Annotated in this window: 16 protein-coding genes; 12 read left to right on the top strand and 4 right to left on the bottom strand. The window is 36.7% G+C overall.

The genetic code is table 11. The features are described from left to right. Positions 1-70: 70 nt before the first annotated feature. Complete coding sequence (locus QM491_RS17405; protein WP_095160687.1) at positions 71-289, bottom strand: FeoA family protein; 219 nt, start codon at positions 287-289, stop codon at positions 71-73. Positions 290-673: 384 nt separating this feature from the next. Here QM491_RS17405 and QM491_RS17410 point away from each other — a divergent pair, with 384 nt between their 5' ends. The 7 genes from QM491_RS17410 (at position 674) to QM491_RS17440 (ending at position 7,570) form a co-directional block, all read left to right on the top strand. Further along, positions 674-1,339 carry a heme exporter protein CcmB gene (locus QM491_RS17410; RefSeq protein WP_095160686.1) on the top strand — a complete coding sequence of 222 codons (666 nt, stop codon included), beginning with the start codon at positions 674-676 and terminating at the stop codon, positions 1,337-1,339. Positions 1,340-1,427: 88 nt separating this feature from the next. Next, on the top strand, positions 1,428-2,090 hold the full coding sequence (ccsA, locus tag QM491_RS17415) for a cytochrome c biogenesis protein (RefSeq protein WP_283328851.1): 663 nt from the start codon (positions 1,428-1,430) through the stop codon (positions 2,088-2,090). A gap of 151 nt (positions 2,091-2,241) precedes the next feature. Beyond that, positions 2,242-2,466, top strand: coding sequence for a CcmD family protein (locus QM491_RS17420; RefSeq protein ID WP_283328852.1), 225 nt, complete (start codon positions 2,242-2,244; stop codon positions 2,464-2,466). A gap of 30 nt (positions 2,467-2,496) precedes the next feature. Further along, positions 2,497-2,937 carry a cytochrome c maturation protein CcmE domain-containing protein gene (locus tag QM491_RS17425; protein ID WP_095160683.1) on the top strand — a complete coding sequence of 147 codons (441 nt, stop codon included), beginning with the start codon at positions 2,497-2,499 and terminating at the stop codon, positions 2,935-2,937. A 164-nt stretch (positions 2,938-3,101) separates the two neighbouring features. Next, entirely contained in the window at positions 3,102-5,675 is a 2,574-nt protein-coding gene (gene ccsA, locus QM491_RS17430) for a cytochrome c biogenesis protein CcsA (protein ID WP_283328853.1), read from the top strand. Positions 5,676-5,689: 14 nt separating this feature from the next. Next, positions 5,690-5,977: a hypothetical protein gene (locus QM491_RS17435; RefSeq protein ID WP_283328854.1), complete on the top strand. Its 288-nt coding sequence runs from the start codon at positions 5,690-5,692 to the stop codon at positions 5,975-5,977. A gap of 285 nt (positions 5,978-6,262) precedes the next feature. After that, on the top strand, positions 6,263-7,570 hold the full coding sequence (locus tag QM491_RS17440; RefSeq protein ID WP_283328855.1) for a hemolysin family protein: 1,308 nt from the start codon (positions 6,263-6,265) through the stop codon (positions 7,568-7,570). A gap of 131 nt (positions 7,571-7,701) precedes the next feature. Here QM491_RS17440 and QM491_RS17445 read toward each other — a convergent pair whose 3' ends face one another. Both QM491_RS17445 and QM491_RS17450 read right to left on the bottom strand, forming a co-directional pair. Beyond that, a complete protein-coding gene (locus QM491_RS17445) occupies positions 7,702-8,946 on the bottom strand; it encodes a chorismate-binding protein (RefSeq protein ID WP_283328856.1) in 1,245 nt (414 codons plus the stop codon). A gap of 166 nt (positions 8,947-9,112) precedes the next feature. Then, the gene (locus tag QM491_RS17450) at positions 9,113-9,535 is read right to left on the bottom strand and encodes a hotdog fold thioesterase (protein ID WP_283328857.1); all 423 of its coding nucleotides are present in this window, start codon (positions 9,533-9,535) and stop codon (positions 9,113-9,115) included. A gap of 253 nt (positions 9,536-9,788) precedes the next feature. Here QM491_RS17450 and QM491_RS17455 point away from each other — a divergent pair, with 253 nt between their 5' ends. The 4 genes from QM491_RS17455 to QM491_RS17470 all read left to right on the top strand — a co-directional run bounded on the left by QM491_RS17455 (position 9,789) and on the right by QM491_RS17470 (position 13,621). Continuing rightward, positions 9,789-10,439, top strand: coding sequence for a histidine phosphatase family protein (locus tag QM491_RS17455; protein ID WP_283328858.1), 651 nt, complete (start codon positions 9,789-9,791; stop codon positions 10,437-10,439). Positions 10,440-10,566: 127 nt separating this feature from the next. Continuing rightward, positions 10,567-11,379 (top strand): Rpn family recombination-promoting nuclease/putative transposase, encoded by an 813-nt coding sequence (locus QM491_RS17460; protein WP_283328859.1) that lies wholly within the window; start codon positions 10,567-10,569, stop codon positions 11,377-11,379. A 348-nt stretch (positions 11,380-11,727) separates the two neighbouring features. Further along, complete coding sequence (locus QM491_RS17465) at positions 11,728-12,819, top strand: sensor histidine kinase (RefSeq protein WP_283328860.1); 1,092 nt, start codon at positions 11,728-11,730, stop codon at positions 12,817-12,819. A 64-nt stretch (positions 12,820-12,883) separates the two neighbouring features. Further along, positions 12,884-13,621: a LytR/AlgR family response regulator transcription factor gene (locus QM491_RS17470; protein WP_095160675.1), complete on the top strand. Its 738-nt coding sequence runs from the start codon at positions 12,884-12,886 to the stop codon at positions 13,619-13,621. Positions 13,622-13,702: 81 nt separating this feature from the next. On the opposite strand, the gene QM491_RS17475 is transcribed toward QM491_RS17470, so the two are convergent. Beyond that, positions 13,703-14,788 carry an AI-2E family transporter gene (locus QM491_RS17475; protein WP_283328861.1) on the bottom strand — a complete coding sequence of 362 codons (1,086 nt, stop codon included), beginning with the start codon at positions 14,786-14,788 and terminating at the stop codon, positions 13,703-13,705. A gap of 128 nt (positions 14,789-14,916) precedes the next feature. Here QM491_RS17475 and QM491_RS17480 point away from each other — a divergent pair, with 128 nt between their 5' ends. Continuing rightward, positions 14,917-15,738 (top strand): YjiK family protein, encoded by an 822-nt coding sequence (locus QM491_RS17480; protein WP_283328862.1) that lies wholly within the window; start codon positions 14,917-14,919, stop codon positions 15,736-15,738. Positions 15,739-15,859: the final 121 nt, after the last annotated feature.

The raw sequence follows: 15,859 nt of genomic DNA on the forward strand, positions 1-15,859 counted from the left end.
TATTCACTTTGTTATTGATTAGTCTTTTATGAAAATAGAATAAATCCAAGACTAACCAAAGTGGTATTATTTAAGCAACAACAATAGTTGAGGCTTCATCTTTTCGCATTGACAAAACATAGCCAGAAACCTTTACGGCGATTGGATCACCAAAGGGGGCAATATGTGTCATTGTTACTTGAGTACCGGGCAAGCAGCCCATTTCTAACAATTTGAGTGATAGAAGTTCGTCGCTAAAGCTAACAATCACGCCCTTTTCCCCGATTTTCAAATCCGCAACTGTTCTCATGATTACGCTTTCGATTAATAGTAGTTGTAATATAAAGTACAAATTTCTAAAGACTTAACAATTTATGAATTTGCACTTTATTTAGACTTATTCAAAACAAGTGCAAATAAACAAAGAGTTCCTTGTTTAAAGAAATATTTGCGAACTAAACCTCAAATTTTCTTTTTGATTATGATTTTAATCATTTTGAAACATTAGTTTTTGCATTCTATTTGTCCTCGAAAAATCTCCCTCCAAAGTTGTTGAGCGAATGTCTCAAAATATTACTTCCTTTTTGAGTTTGCAGTTTGTTTGTGTCGTAACTTTGCGGAAAATTTTGAAAAAGGCTATCCAAATTTGACTCATCAACATTATGCCAAATATAGCCTCAGAGAGTTATTCGATATGGTAAACGAAATAAAAGCATTAATTGACAAAGAGATACGATTGGAGTTGAGGCAAAAATATGCTATCAATGGGATGCTTTTATATATTGTGAGTACGGTATATGTGTGTTATTTATCGTTTCGGCTGAAAACGAACCATATCGATAAAATTACTTGGAACACGCTTTTTTGGATTATTATTCTTTTCACAGCAGTTAATGCTATTGCCAAAAGCTTCACGCAGGAGCGTTATGGGCGTCTTCTATATTATTATACCTTAGCTAATCCAGTAGGAATTATTGTTTCGAAAATTATCTACAACTCTATCTTGATGTTGGTATTGTCATTGGTAGGTTTTGGGGTGTATGGTTTGGTGATGGGAAATCCAGTAGGTGATGTAGGGTTGTATTTGGTAGCACTTATACTGGGAGCAATTGGTTTTGCAAGCACACTCACGATGATTGCTGGTATTGCATCAAAAGCCGAAAACAGTGCAACATTGATGGCAGTATTGAGTTTCCCAGTGATTATTCCGATGTTATTGATGTTAATAAAAATATCAAAAAATGCACTCGATGGACTAGATAGAGGAGAAAGCCTAGACGAAGTAATGATTCTTTTGGCAATTGATGCTATCGTATTGGTGTTGTCGGTGATACTTTTCCCTTTTTTGTGGAGAAGCTAGAGAATTGAGTAAATTATAGTTATTACTAGGCAGTTGTAAAAAAATAGGGAAAACTCAATGATTCAACATAGAGTTAATAAATGATAAAATGAAACAGAATTGGTATAAGTATTTGGCAGTATTGATGCTGTCGTATGTAATGGTTTGGGGCTTTTTGGGACATATTCCTCGTCAGCCTGTATTGCACGAAACGGCTCGAAACTTATATTTCCACGTGCCGATGTGGTTTTCGATGTTTGTAATGTTGACGATTTCGGTTATCAATTCTATCAAGTATTTGAGAAATCCACTTACTGTTATCGATGACAAAGCGGAGTCTTATGCCTATACTGGAATTTTGTTTGGTGTTGTAGGTTGTGCAACAGGAAGTATCTGGGCACGTTATACATGGGGTACTTGGTGGACCAATGATGTAAAACTCAATGGCGCAGCTATCGGATTATTAATCTACTTTGCTTATGCTATTTTGAGAGGCTCGTTTGAAGACGAACAACAAAAAGCACGTATTTCGGCGATTTACAACATTTTTGCTATAGCATTATTGATTCCTTTACTAATCATTTTGCCACGTATGACCGATTCGTTGCACCCAGGCAATGGTGGTAACCCAGGTTTTAAACCAATGGATACAGAAGGTGCTATGCGTATAGTTTTTTATCCTGCTGTAATTGGGTGGATTAGCTTGGGCTATTGGATTACCAATCTTCGTTTGCGCATTCGTAAAATCGAAAGACAAGCGAATGAAGCCTAGATAAGTTTTGGGTGGAGAGTTGAGCATGAGAATTTTTGCTGGATTCATCATTTACAACACAGCCCTTAGAAAAATTACTTATTTCTTAATTAATAAAGTCTTTTACTAAACAAAAAGCCAAAAGTTGATGACTGATGGCTCGATAGATAAAATGAAAAAGGTATTATCAATTTTAACCCTAATGCTAGTTTCGCTAGCTTCTTTTGCTCAAGACAATGCTGCTGGTGAGCCAGAAATGGCTGATAAATTATATGCAGATGGACGTATCTATGCGGTAGTCGCTGTGGTGGTTACTATCTTTTTAGGCGTAGTAATCTATCTGGTAACATTGGATAAGAAAATTTCAAAAATCGAAAAAACTCTCAATTCGAAATAAGCGAAATCTCAAAAAGACGCATCAATAATCATGAAAAAAACACACATCTTCGGACTAATTATCATTGCCATTGCAGTGGTGATTTTGGTGTCAACGGGTACCGACGCTAGTACTTATGTTGACTTTGGTGTAGCCGAAAATATGGCTAAAGACGGTAGTGCAGAGAAGGTACACGTAGTGGGTAAACTAAAAAAAGATGCTGGTGGTAATGTTACAGGAATGAGCTACAATCCTGCACTAGATGCCAATCACTTTGAATTTACATTGGTTGATAACAAAGGACGTGAACAGAAGGTTGTATATGATGCTCCAAAACCTCAAGATATGGATCGTTCTGAGCAAGTCGTGATTATTGGTAATATGGAAGGTCAGGTTTTTAAATGTGAGAAAATCCTTTTGAAATGTCCTTCTAAATACCAAGATGGAAATGTGGATTTCAAAGAAGTAGAAAAACCTGCTTCTAAATCATAATTCGGCAGTTGGCTGTTGCCATATAGTTGATTCAGACTTACTGCTTACTTCAACAGATACGACTTCCAAACTCTTTTACTGAGCGTAGGAGTCGTATTTGTCTTAAAAATGCCTCAATGGTATTCAAAAATTAGGGTCTATCTCCCCAAACCCATTTTATCAAGATGTTACATACAACTATCGGAAATGTGGGTCATTTGTGTATTATTATCTCGTTTGTGACGTCGGTAATATCTGCATTTGGCTATTTCAAATCACTTCAAATTAAAAACCTCGAAGAACAAGAGTCTTGGAAGAAATTTTCTCGCTATTCTTTTTACCTGCATGGTCTTTCGATTGTAGGAGTAATTGTGGCGCTTTATTCCATTATTTATAACCACTATTTCGAGTATCAATATGCTTGGTCACACTCGTCGATTGCACTTCCTGTATATTATATTGTGTCATGTTTTTGGGAAGGTCAAGAGGGTAGTTTCTTATTGTGGATTTTCTGGCATGCGCTTTTGGGCTTGATTCTTATCAAAACCAATCGCAAATGGGAAGCTCCTTTGATGGTAGTTTTTGCTACTGTTCAAGCTTTTCTTTGTTCGATGATTTTGGGGATAGTATTACCACTTATTGACTTCAAAATTGGTTCGTCACCATTCTTGTTAATGCGTGAGGCTATGCCTGATTTACCAGTTTGGAAAATGAACCCCAACTTTGTTCCAGAAGATGGACGTGGCTTGAACCCATTGCTTCAAAACTATTGGATGGTAATTCACCCGCCGACCTTATTCTTAGGCTTTGCTACAACCTTGATTCCATTTGCTTATGCGATTGCTGGTTTGTGGCGTGGAGAGTACAAAGAATGGATTCGTCCTGCTTTGCCTTGGTCGTTATTTTCGGCGGCAGTACTTGGCATAGGCATTATCATGGGAGCTTATTGGGCTTATGAAACGCTCAACTTTGGTGGATATTGGAACTGGGATCCTGTTGAAAATGCTTCTTTTGTTCCGTGGTTAGTATTGGTTGCTGCAATTCACTGTATGATTATTTACAAAACCAATGAGTCGGCGTTGCGCATCTCATTCATTTTGGTAATTACCTCCTTTATTTTGGTTTTATACTCTACTTTCTTGAACCGTAGTGGTGTGTTAGGCGAGGCATCGGTTCACTCATTTACTGATTTGGGTCTTTCGGGACAGTTATTGTTATATCTTTTATTCTTCTTAGTAGGGGCAGTAGGTTTGTTGATTTATCGTTGGAAAAACATCCCAACAGAAGAACAAGAAGCTTCGGTATATAGTCGTGAATTCTGGATATTTATTGGCGCTACAGCTTTGTGTTTGTCGTCTTTCCAAATTATTGCGGCAACGTCTTTGCCAGTATATAACAAAATTGTGGAGGCATTGGGCTTTGTGTCTAAACTAGCACCACCTGCCAATGCACCTACTTATTATTCAAAATTCCAGTTGTGGTTTGCCGCCGCAGTAGCTATTCTGACTGGTACTGGACAATTTTTTTGGTGGAAAAAAATCAAAAAAGAAAACGTATCTCAGCACTTCTTAACACCTGCTTTGGTGTCTTTGATTTTGACTTCTTTAGGTATTTTAGCAACGACCAAATTAGAGTTGGGAGATTTTTTCAGTAACCCAACCTATATCGCTTTACTTTTTGCGTGTATCTATGCTTTTGTCACCAACGGAACAATTTTATTTAATATCGCTCGTGGCAACTACAAGTTATCAGGTGGTGCTGTAACGCATATTGGTTTTGCGATGATGCTATTCGGTATTTTGTATTCGTCGGGTTATTCTAAAGTAGTTTCGATTAATACATCGGGTTTTGCTATTTCGAATAAAGATGAAGCTTTTACCAAAAACAACGATAAAGAAAATAAAGAAAACGTAGTATTGTGGCTGAATACGCCTTTAGAAATGGGCAAGTACACGCTTACTTACAAAGGGGTACGAGTAGAAGGTCGTGAGTTACCAGAGTATGTTCGTCCTGAGCTGGTAGACTTAATCGAAAATGATTTTCATGCAGTAGCCTTGCAGGACATCGAGCAACAAGGTAAAAAGTATTATGCCAAAGGCGATACTTTGCCAGTTTTTCCAGAAAATAAATATTACGAAATAGATTTCCGTGATAAAGATGGTAAAGTGACAACGTTGTATCCTCGTGCTCAAATCAACAAGAAAATGGGGAATGCTTTCTCGCCAGACTTGAAACACTCTGCATTGGGCGACCTTTATACTTATGTGGCTTTGGCGCCAAACTTGGATGAGAAGGAGTGGAGCAAAACGGAGAAATTCACGGTTGCGGTAAAAGATACCTTTTTCTTGAATGACTATGTGGCTGTATTGGACGAAGTAAAACGTGTAACAGAATTCGAAGGAAAACCTCTTGGACCACAAGATGCAGCTGTTCAGGCACGTATTTTGATTTCAGGAAAAGAGGCTATTCCACATGAAATAAAGCCAGTTTTTGTGATTCGTGATGGTATGGTAGCTATGCCGCCAGTGGAAAATGCGGAGGCTGGTGTACGAGCAAGATTTGTGAGTGTAGATCCTCAGACAGGTAAATTTACCTTTGATATTAATACAACCCAAAGAGATTTTATCATTTTGAAAGCCATCGAAAAACCTTTGGTAAATATCTTGTGGATAGGTACAATTATCTTATCAATCGGTTTCGTGATGGCAACAATCCGCCGTTATCGTGAATTTAAACTGATGCGAGACAAAGGATTTTAATTAAGCACAAACTCATGAGCAGAAAAGAAATATTATTGCTGTCAGCAGCTTTAGGCTTTTTGATAATTTGGGTTCTTGACCTTCGTGCAGGAACTCCGCCAGAGGTAAATACTTTTTGGACAAAGATTTTTTACCATTATAGCTGGCTGATGATGTCTGTAGGTTGTTTGTTTTACTTTCAGTACTCCAAACAAATACGTTTGAAAAAGGAAGAACAATCCAATAAAAGCGATAAGAAAGAGCCTGTTGGAGACCTCAAAAAGTCGCAACGTCAGGCTTTGTTAAAAGGTAAGAAAAAGTAAAATTCAGCTGTTGGGCTTAGTATTTAAACATTAAGATTTTGTAAAAAAGCCCACAGATGTCAAATTTTTAGGGAGAGCGGTTTGATAAATCGCTCTTTCTTTTTGAAATTTGACCAAAAATATGCAATTTGATGTTTAGAGAATGTGAGTTTTTCTAAACCATACCTTCGTATTGTGTTGTTAATAAAAACACAAACGTTTGTCTAACTCGCAGATATAGATGTATTTAACTAATCCAGCTTCCGACATCTATGTCTTCTAATTCAAAATTGAAACCAACCCCAAATGGACTCCCAACAAGCAATAGGTGTTATATTATCAATGGTTTTTTCAGCATTCTTTTCAGGTGTTGAAATGGCATTTGTTTCGGCTAACAAGTTATATTTTGAGCTACAAGCCAAACAAGGTGTAATCACTGGACAAATTATTTCAAGATTTATCAAAAATCCTTCTAAGTTTATCGGTACCCTACTTATTGGCAATACGTTGTCGTTGGTAGCTTATGGTATTTTTATGGAAGGTTACCTGCATCATCAGATTGAGCACTATTTTCCCGTTTTTGGTACAGGGCTTGTACCTGGACTTATCGCTTCAATCTTAGGAACTGTTATTATTTTGGGTACTTCTGAGTTTACACCCAAAAGTGTGTTTTTACTCAATCCAGATGGCTTTTTGGAGGTTTTATCTATTCCAATCTGGATTATTTATACGCTCATGTATCCTTTGGTTTGGGCAATTGTAGGCCTTTCAAGTTGGTTTATCAAAAATGTACTTCGCTTAGAATATTCGGAGGAAAAGCCTGCTTTTGGCTTGACGGACTTGAACCATTACATGCAAAATCTTAATCGCAAAATTTCGACAGAAGAAGAAGCAGAAGTAGATACCAAAATCTTTAATAATGCCTTAGAATTTAAGCAAGTAAAGGTGAGAGATTGTATGATTCCTCGTACTGAGATTGTAGCCATAGACTTCGAAGATGGTATAGAAGAGCTAAAGAAAACTTTTGTGGAAAGTGGTCACTCAAAGGTATTGGTTTATAAAGATACCCTCGAAGATGTTGTTGGTTATTGTCATTCAGTGGCTTTGTTCAAGAAACCTAAAGATATTCAAAGTATTCTGAAGCCTATCTTAATTGTACCAGAGGCAATGCCTGCCAAAGATTTAATGCTCCGTTTTTCTAAAGAACGCAAATCTTTAGCCTTAATCGTAGACGAATTTGGAAGTACTTCGGGTTTGGTAAGTATGGAAGACGTAATGGAACAAATTTTTGGAGATATTGAGGACGAATATGATGATAACGAAGATTTGATAGAGAAGCGATTAGAAGATAAAGTTTATCTATTATCAGCTCGTTTAGAAATCGACTATCTCAACGAAAAATACGAGTGGAATCTCCCAGAAGGCGATTACGATACCTTAGGAGGTATGATTATCAGTATTAATGAAGATATTCCAGAAGTAAACGAAACGATTATTGCTCATCCGTTCAATTTTCAAATTATCTCCATGATGGATGCCCGCATCGATACCGTGAAATTGACCATTATTGGAGAAATTGAGCGAAAAACAGAAAGCTTTTCGATGAAACATTAAGGTTGAGTGGAGAGTTTTAAAAATTTACATATTGTAATTCGCAATTCTGCATTAATATTTAATAGACAAAAGAAAAGGGATAGTAAGCATCGGCTACTATCCCTTTTCCTTTGTCTATGATGAAAAACATTTTATAAAATAACCCTCAAAAGCGTTTGGCTTTTCATTTCCGTCTCATACCATTCTTTTACTGGATTTGAATCCTCGGTAATACCACCACCTGCAAAAAGTGTAGCTTGGTTTCCTTGAATTTTCATCGTGCGTAGGTTGACAAACAAATGGCTTTCGTCATGAATGTTTACAGGTCCTAGAAAACCACTGTAATATTCTCTGGAATGCAATTCATTTTCGGCAATATAGCGTAAGGCTGGCTCTTTGGGCATACCACATACGGCTGAGGTTGGGTGCAAAAGGTCTATCATAACAGTGCCCAATTGCGGAAAATTTACCTCATGGGTATTGACACTATAATCGGAGCGAAGGTGCATCAAATTACCTGCCTGAACAGTTTTGGGGCCTACTTCGTAATATTCACGAAGACGAATTTTTTTGAAGCATTCAATGATATATCTACTTACAAAAGCTTGCTCTTCGATTTCTTTAGATGCCCAACGAATTTCGGCAGGATGATATTTTTCTCCATTTGTACCAATCGCCGATTGTGTACCAGCCAAAGACATGGTTCTAAAAATACCCTCTTTGTCCATGCTAATAAGCGTTTCGGGAGTTGCGCCAAGCCATAAAGCCTTTTCCTGTGGTAAATACACCAACGACACAAAGGCATTTGGATATGCCACACAAAGCTTGTTGAATGCATCAACAACCTCAAAGTTTTCGGGCAAAGTAATTTGCTTTGTTCTCGAAAGTACTACTTTTTGCATATCACCACGCTGAATAGCATCTATCGCATCAGACACCATTTCGGCATAAGTAATTTCATTGTAAAGCGATGATTCGGTAGGCGACTCAAAGTTTTTGGTATAGTTTACGGTAAAACTAGCTGATGAAATGGGAGTGTCCTCATGTTGTTCGTCGTAGGTGAGTTGAACTTTTCTGAAAAACTCTTGGGCTTGTTCCGAATTAGGTTGAATATTGTTTTCTACCAATTGGTTATCTTGGTCGAAATGATAATATAAATCTCCTTTCAAAAACAGTGATTCGCCAATAAAAGGACTCATTGCAAAGCCTGAAGGAAGCTCCTCTAAATCGATTTTTGCTTGGCTTGCGCGCCCTGATAAATCTATAAGTAATTGTTTTTCAGTGGATTTGGGTAATCTCCAAAGAGCAACGGGTAGCCCTTCTGAAATAGCAGTTTTCCAGAAAAATTCTAGTTGTGGCACTTGCGTCGAAATATGAGTTTCCGAAGTTGGAGTCATATTTTTGAAATGTTTATATACGTCTGAAAGATATGTTAACTGTTTGTTTATTAGATAGTTGAGTAAAATTAATCCTTAGGATATTTTTACATTTTCAAATATAACAAAATTTAGAAATTACTTGTTTCAAAAAAATAGAAAAATCCACAAACCTATTTGCTATTACTTATTTAATATCAATCACCATGGTTGTTAATCGGCTTACACAAATTAAGTCACCAGCCTCGTTGGTAATTTGGGTTTCCCATACTTGGATATTTCTTCCGATTTTGATAGGCTTACATTTACCATATACAAAACCTGATTTGGCAGACTTGAGGTGATTTGCATTTATTTCGACGCCAACTGCTGTTTGCTTGGAAGGGTCAGGCAGGCTCAGGAAAGAAGCTATACTTCCCATTGATTCGGCTAGTACTACCGAAGCACCTCCATGTAGAAGTCCCATAGGTTGTTTGGTACGATGATCAACGGGCATTTTGGCGACAAGATAATCGGAAGTAAGTTCTACAAATTCGATTCCCAAATGGTCGAGCATATTGTTTTGTCCCATGGCATTTAATTGCTCAAGGCTGTAAGAAGTATTAAACATAGTGAAGTGAATTAAATTTTTCTAAAGATAAAAAACCTTAGAGGTTTGACCTATTTTTCATTCATTGGATTAACCAAAACTGTCAAATAACCATTATTAAGATAGCTGGCTATATTATCATTTTTTTAACAAAATCTTACTTTTCTGTCAAAAATCATCTCTTTTTTAGTCATGAGATAGCATAATCACCTAAAAAATGTATTTTTGTGACAATTTTTCATAGCTCTATATTACTCCATATCAAATAAATAGCATGTCTAATACCCAAAGCAATATTCCTACTAAAAAAACAATTTACCTGATACGTCATGGTGAGACTGACTTCAATCGCCAAGGTATCGTACAGGGAAGTGGCGTAGATTCGGACTTGAATGAGCTTGGACGTGCGCAAGCAGAGGCGTTTTTCCAAAGCTATCAAAACATCAATTTTGACAAAGTATATACATCTGCTCTTAAAAGAACTCATCAATCTGTTCATAAATTTATAGAATCTGGTATTCCTTGGGAACAACATTCAGGATTAAATGAAATAAGTTGGGGTATCAGAGAAGGACGTGTACCAAATGACATAGATAACGAATATTATAAAGTTCTTATCGATAGTTGGGTTACAGGAGGTGTCGATATGGCAGCAGAAGGTGGCGAAAGCCCTTTACAAGTATTAGAAAGACAAAGGCCTGCTATTGAAACAATTTTGTCTCGCCCACATGAAGAAACTGTTTTGGTTGCCATGCACGGTCGTGCCATGAGAATTATCCTGACGATGTTGCTCGATAAGCCTCTACATGAGATGGATACATTTGAGCACTCAAATTTGTGCCTATACAAGTTGATTTACGATTACGAAACCCAATCATTCTTTGCCGAACTCGAATGCGATACTACGCACTTGTTTGGTCTATAGTTTTGAGAAGTCTATATGTTAAGAAGCCCATGGCAATGGGCTTCTTTTTTTATTAATAATCACACAAAGAACGATTTATTTTACTAGTGAAAAATCTGTAAATTGCTGTAAACTATATTTCATCAAGATGTCAAGATTTATTAATCCATATACCGACTTTGGTTTTAAAAAGCTTTTTGGCGAAGAAGCTAACAAAGAGTTGTTGATTGATTTTCTGAATCAATTGTTGCCACCTCGGCACCAGATTACGGAATTAGATTTTCGTAATGTAGAGAGCTTTGCAGAACTCTCGCATGAGCGAAAGGCAATTTTTGACATACATTGCCAAACTCAAAGTGGAGAGCGAATTATTGTGGAGATGCAAAAGGCAAAGGTTAATTACTTCAAAGACCGTTCTCTTTTCTATTCAACTTTTCCCATAAGAGAACAATCTAAACGTGGAGAATGGGATTTTAGATTAAATCCTATTTATATGATTGCTATTTTGGATTTTCAATATGATGAAAAAGAAGAGAAGCAAAAGTTTTTGAGAAGTATAAAGTTGAAAGACCAAGACGGGGAGATATTTTACGATAAGCTTAACTTTAAGTTTTTACAAATGCCTCTTTTTGATAAGCAAGAAAACGAATTAGAGAGTCATTTTGACAAGTGGATTTACTTCTTGAAAAAGTTAGAAAGCTTTGATGAAATACCAACTATATTGAAAGAACCTATTTTCGAAAAAGCTTTTGGCGTTGCAGAAATTGCCAATATGACTTCGGAGCAGTACGCCGAATATCAAGAAAGTTTGCTTACCTACATTGAGGTCAAAGAGGTAGTCAAAACAGCTAAAGATGATGGAAAAAGAGAGGTGGCAAGTGAATTAAAAAAACTTGGAGTAGCCTTGGAAATTATAGCACAATCCACAGGGTTATCAATACAGGAAATTTTATCGCTTTAGGAACAAATAGAATGACTGAAGCCCATCGCCATGGGCTTCTTTTTTTGTGCCTGATTATGGGAGGCAACTATTGAAAAATGTATTTACTAATATTTTTCTACCCTAAATCCAAACCTTTTATCATCTCCTGATGCCATTCAATGATTTTGTGGGATAAATGTGCTTATTTTAACTGTAATTTTAAAAGAATCCTCCTGAGTAAAGTAGGTATGAGTTATTATCCCCAATATACAATTGAAGGTATTAAAAACTTGTAGCCAACTCGTGTAAGAATGATTCAAAAACAATCTTTTGCTTGGCGACTCAAGCATAAACTTTTATCAATACAGACGAATTAGAATAGAAATAATGCCAAGAATCAAATTATATTGGACTCTACAGATTGTTGGTTGGCTAGCTTGGCTTGCCAATGAAGCATTGATTTATGTAAACTCTTTTGGGTGGTCGATTGACTGGTTTATTTCGGCAGACTTGAATATTGCTTTTGCCATTTTCTTGACACATAATTTCAGAAAAGTAATCAAAAAATATGGTTGGGTCGAAATGCCCATTCGTCAGGTAGTACCTCGTATTTTGGGCTCGGTGGTGTTGATGTCGATGATGATGGCGAGTATCAATATTCCGCTAGATGGTTACATTTTGCGCGAACGTGAGCATGCTGACTTTTGGTCGATATTTTTCTTCATACAGTTCAGTTTCAGCTTCATGAAGCCATTGATGATTTGGACTTTGTTCTATTATGCGTCTCATTATTTTGAAAGAAAATCAGAAATTGAGGTCGAAAAAGTTCGTTTAGAATCCTCTATTCGTGAAACTGAGTCAAAGGTTTTACGGGCACAAATGAACCCGCATTTTATGTTCAATGCTCTGAATAGCATTCGTGCCTTGATTTTGGAAGAACCTGAAAAAGCACAAAAAGCAGTTACCCAGTTGTCGAATATTTTGAGAAGCTCGTTGCTGGCCGATCGACGTAAAACAGTTTCACTTTCAGAAGAACTAAGAACGGTTGAGGATTATTTGGCTCTCGAAAAAATTCGTTATGAAGACCGCTTGCAAATACGTAAGAATGTTTATCCCGAAACACTTACTTGCCAAATTCCACCTATGTTATTACAAACTTTGGTCGAAAACGCTATCAAACATGGTGTTTCTAAGCCTGTGAAAGGTGGATTTGTGAGTATCGAAACCAAAATGGTTGATAGCAAAGTAGTAATCGAAATTAGTAATACGGGCGTTTTAGAGACTACAGAGTCGGGAGGTTTTGGGCTCGAAAATACAGCACATCGCTTGGAGTTATTATTTGGTGCTGAAGCCAAATTTAAAATTTATCAAGCGTCCAAAGACGTAGTGACTGCCGAGATTACCGTGCCGATCCCGAGTCAGGTTGTAGAAAATAAAGATAATCCTTTTGCTAAAATCACGCATATCGTGCGAGGATAAACAATAGGCATTAGTCTTCAGTAATATACTTTTTAAATATCCAACGCTATTACTCCAAAACCGAATGAAAGCAATTATAGTTGATGACGAAAGGTTAGCACGTAATGAATTGAAACGTTTGCTAGAAAATTTTCCTAAAATCAATATTGTAGGCGAGGCACCCAATGCCGACGAAGCGATTCAATTAATTGATGAACTCCACCCTGACCTTTTATTTTTGGATATTCAAATGCCAGGCAAAACTGGGTTCGACTTATTGGCTGAGTTGGACGGCAATGTCCCAGAAGTGATTTTTACGACAGCGTACGACGAATATGCCATTAAAGCATTCGAATTTAATGCGCTTGACTATTTGCTCAAACCTATTGAACTACATCGTTTAAGTGAGGCTATCCAAAAAGTAGAGGAGGAGTTTGAACGCCAAAAACAAATCTCTGATACTGCCAAAGAAGGCGCATCAGTTTTGAGCGAAAACGATCAGGTTTTTGTTAAAGACGGTGAAAAATGCTGGTTTGTTCGTTTAGGAAATGTTCGTTTGTTCGAATCAATGGGCAATTACGTTCGTTTGTATTTTGATGACCAAAAACCATTGGTTCTTAAGTCGTTGAATGCCCTTGAAGAACGCCTTGACCCTAAAGTATTTTTCCGTGCCAATCGTAAACATATTATTAACTTGAAATATATTCAAAAAATCGAGCCTTGGTTTTCTGGAGGTTTGCAAGTAACCCTTCGTGAGAGTGGCGACAAAATCGAAATTTCTCGCCGTCAAGCTATTAGATTTAAAGAGTTGTTGAGTTTGTAGAATAGTTATCAGGCATCAGGCAAAAAGGCACCAGTTTTTATTAACTAGTGCCTTTTTGCCTGATGCCTAGTCCCTTAAATTCTATCCCAATATCCTTCCCCCACCTTTATGATGAATTTCGGCTTCGCCTAGTAGATAACCATAGTGTTTGAGAGAGTCAATATTATCAAATACTACCTTGAGTATTGCTATAAATGGCAAAGCCAGCACCAAACCCGAAATACCCCAAAGTTGACCACCCAAAATCAAAGCAATCATAGCTGCTAGTGGATTAATACTTACTTTTGAGCCTACAATATGAGGTGTAATGAAGTTCCCTTCTAAAAATTGCACAAACAAAAATACGCCAGCCACTCCCACAGCATACATTGGCGAATCTTTGGTAATAAGCGCCATCAGCATCGGTAAAATTGAACCTATCATGATACCGATGTAAGGAATCAATAGTAAAAAAGCTGCGAGCGTTCCGAAGAAAATGGCATATTCAATGTCCAGTAACCACAAACCGAAGGTATTGAGTGCTGCTACTATCAAAATTACCGTGAATAATCCCAGCAAATAACTCTGAACTACAGTATAGATTCTGGTACAAACGAGGTCTATCTTTTTACGATTTCCTCTACCAAAAGCTAGATAAAAGAAACGACGGAAAAAATCACGATAGAGTAAAAAGAAAAACACAAAAATAGGAATCAACATCGCTGACGATAGCGAGTTGAGTGTTGTTCCCAGAGCGTTAGTAATGATATTACCGCTATTTTTGAGCAAAGTCAACGACTGATTGCGAAGCTCAGTCACTTGCTTTTTGCGACTGATATGCAAATTGTGTGATGCCCAAGATTGTAGTTCATTGATGAATGTTTCTCCTTTTTTCAGAAAAGTAGGAAAGGTATCTGAAAAATCGGCAATTTGCAGTGCTATTAGGCTAATGACCCCAGCCATAATTGCCAGTGTAACCAATAGACAAACAAAGATGGCTAAGGTTCGTGGAAAATGCCATTTCTCAAGTCGATGACACAAAGGATATAGCAACATCGAAAATAAAACGGAAAACGAAATTAAAATAAGGATTTCTTGTAAAAGGTACATCCACCAAACAATAACTGATACCGTTAGAAGGCCAATGAGTAATTTGATAGATGGAGGAAGCTTGATTTCTGATAACATAGCAATGGATTATAGTCTTGTCGATGCTTGAGAATAAAAAGAGATAAACCTTATTTTCAAAAATACTTAAAAAACTGAAAATAGCTACCTTTATTATTAAGAACCTAAAAATACATACAAAACAATTTATGCTCAAATACAAAATTTTATGGTTCTTATTTAACCTAAAAGCATCATTAGCAGGTTACCGACATGAGGTTCATGAATTAGGTTTTCAGAAAGGGGAAAAACATTTAAAAGTTGAAAGAATAGGATACCTTCCTAAACAAGTCGATGAGAGTTCTGGATTGGTATATCTAGCTCAGGATTCAACCTTATTGACTCATAATGATAGCGGTGGTGCCCCTCATATTTATCAAATAGATTTGTCTGGAAAACTACTAAATACATACCCTATTCCTCAGACTGAAAATGTAGATTGGGAAGATATGTCAGCCGATGAGCAAGAAAATCTTTATATAGGTGATATAGGTAATAATTCGCATCAACGTCAGGATTTATGTGTGTATAAAATTGATGCAAAATTGGGTGAAAATTTACTCAGGATTCCAATCTATTATCCTAATAATCAAATAATACCTGATGCCGAGGCCATGTTTGTTGCACAGGATTCTATCTATGTTTTTACCAAGAATTTGGATAAATCGGGAACAGACTTATTTGTGAGGAAAGTTGGTTCTAATGCTGATACTTTACGGCTCAAATCGCATATCAATTTGAGGACACCAATAACTGGTGCAGCCATTAATCCACAGAAAAATAAATTTGTGTTAATAAGTTATGGAAAGATTTATTATTTTAGAATTATAGAACACCAAATAGACTTTTTGAACCCGCTTTATTGTTTAAATTTCCCCCATAAACAGACCGAATCTATAGCATTTTTAGATGAAAATGTAGTAATTATCACCAATGAACAGGGTGAAATATATAGGGTCTGTGAGAATTAACAATTCCTTAATATTGAGATAACTAATTTTGTATTGGCTTTTGAGTGTAAGTAGTTATCAGCCGCGTTACTTAATGACACTTAATGCTGGAGTAATATTGGATTAATTTTTAATTAATAGC

Origin of the sequence: Flectobacillus longus (assembly GCF_030056705.1) — a bacterium.
In the GTDB taxonomy this organism is placed as follows: domain Bacteria; phylum Bacteroidota; class Bacteroidia; order Cytophagales; family Spirosomataceae; genus Flectobacillus; species Flectobacillus longus.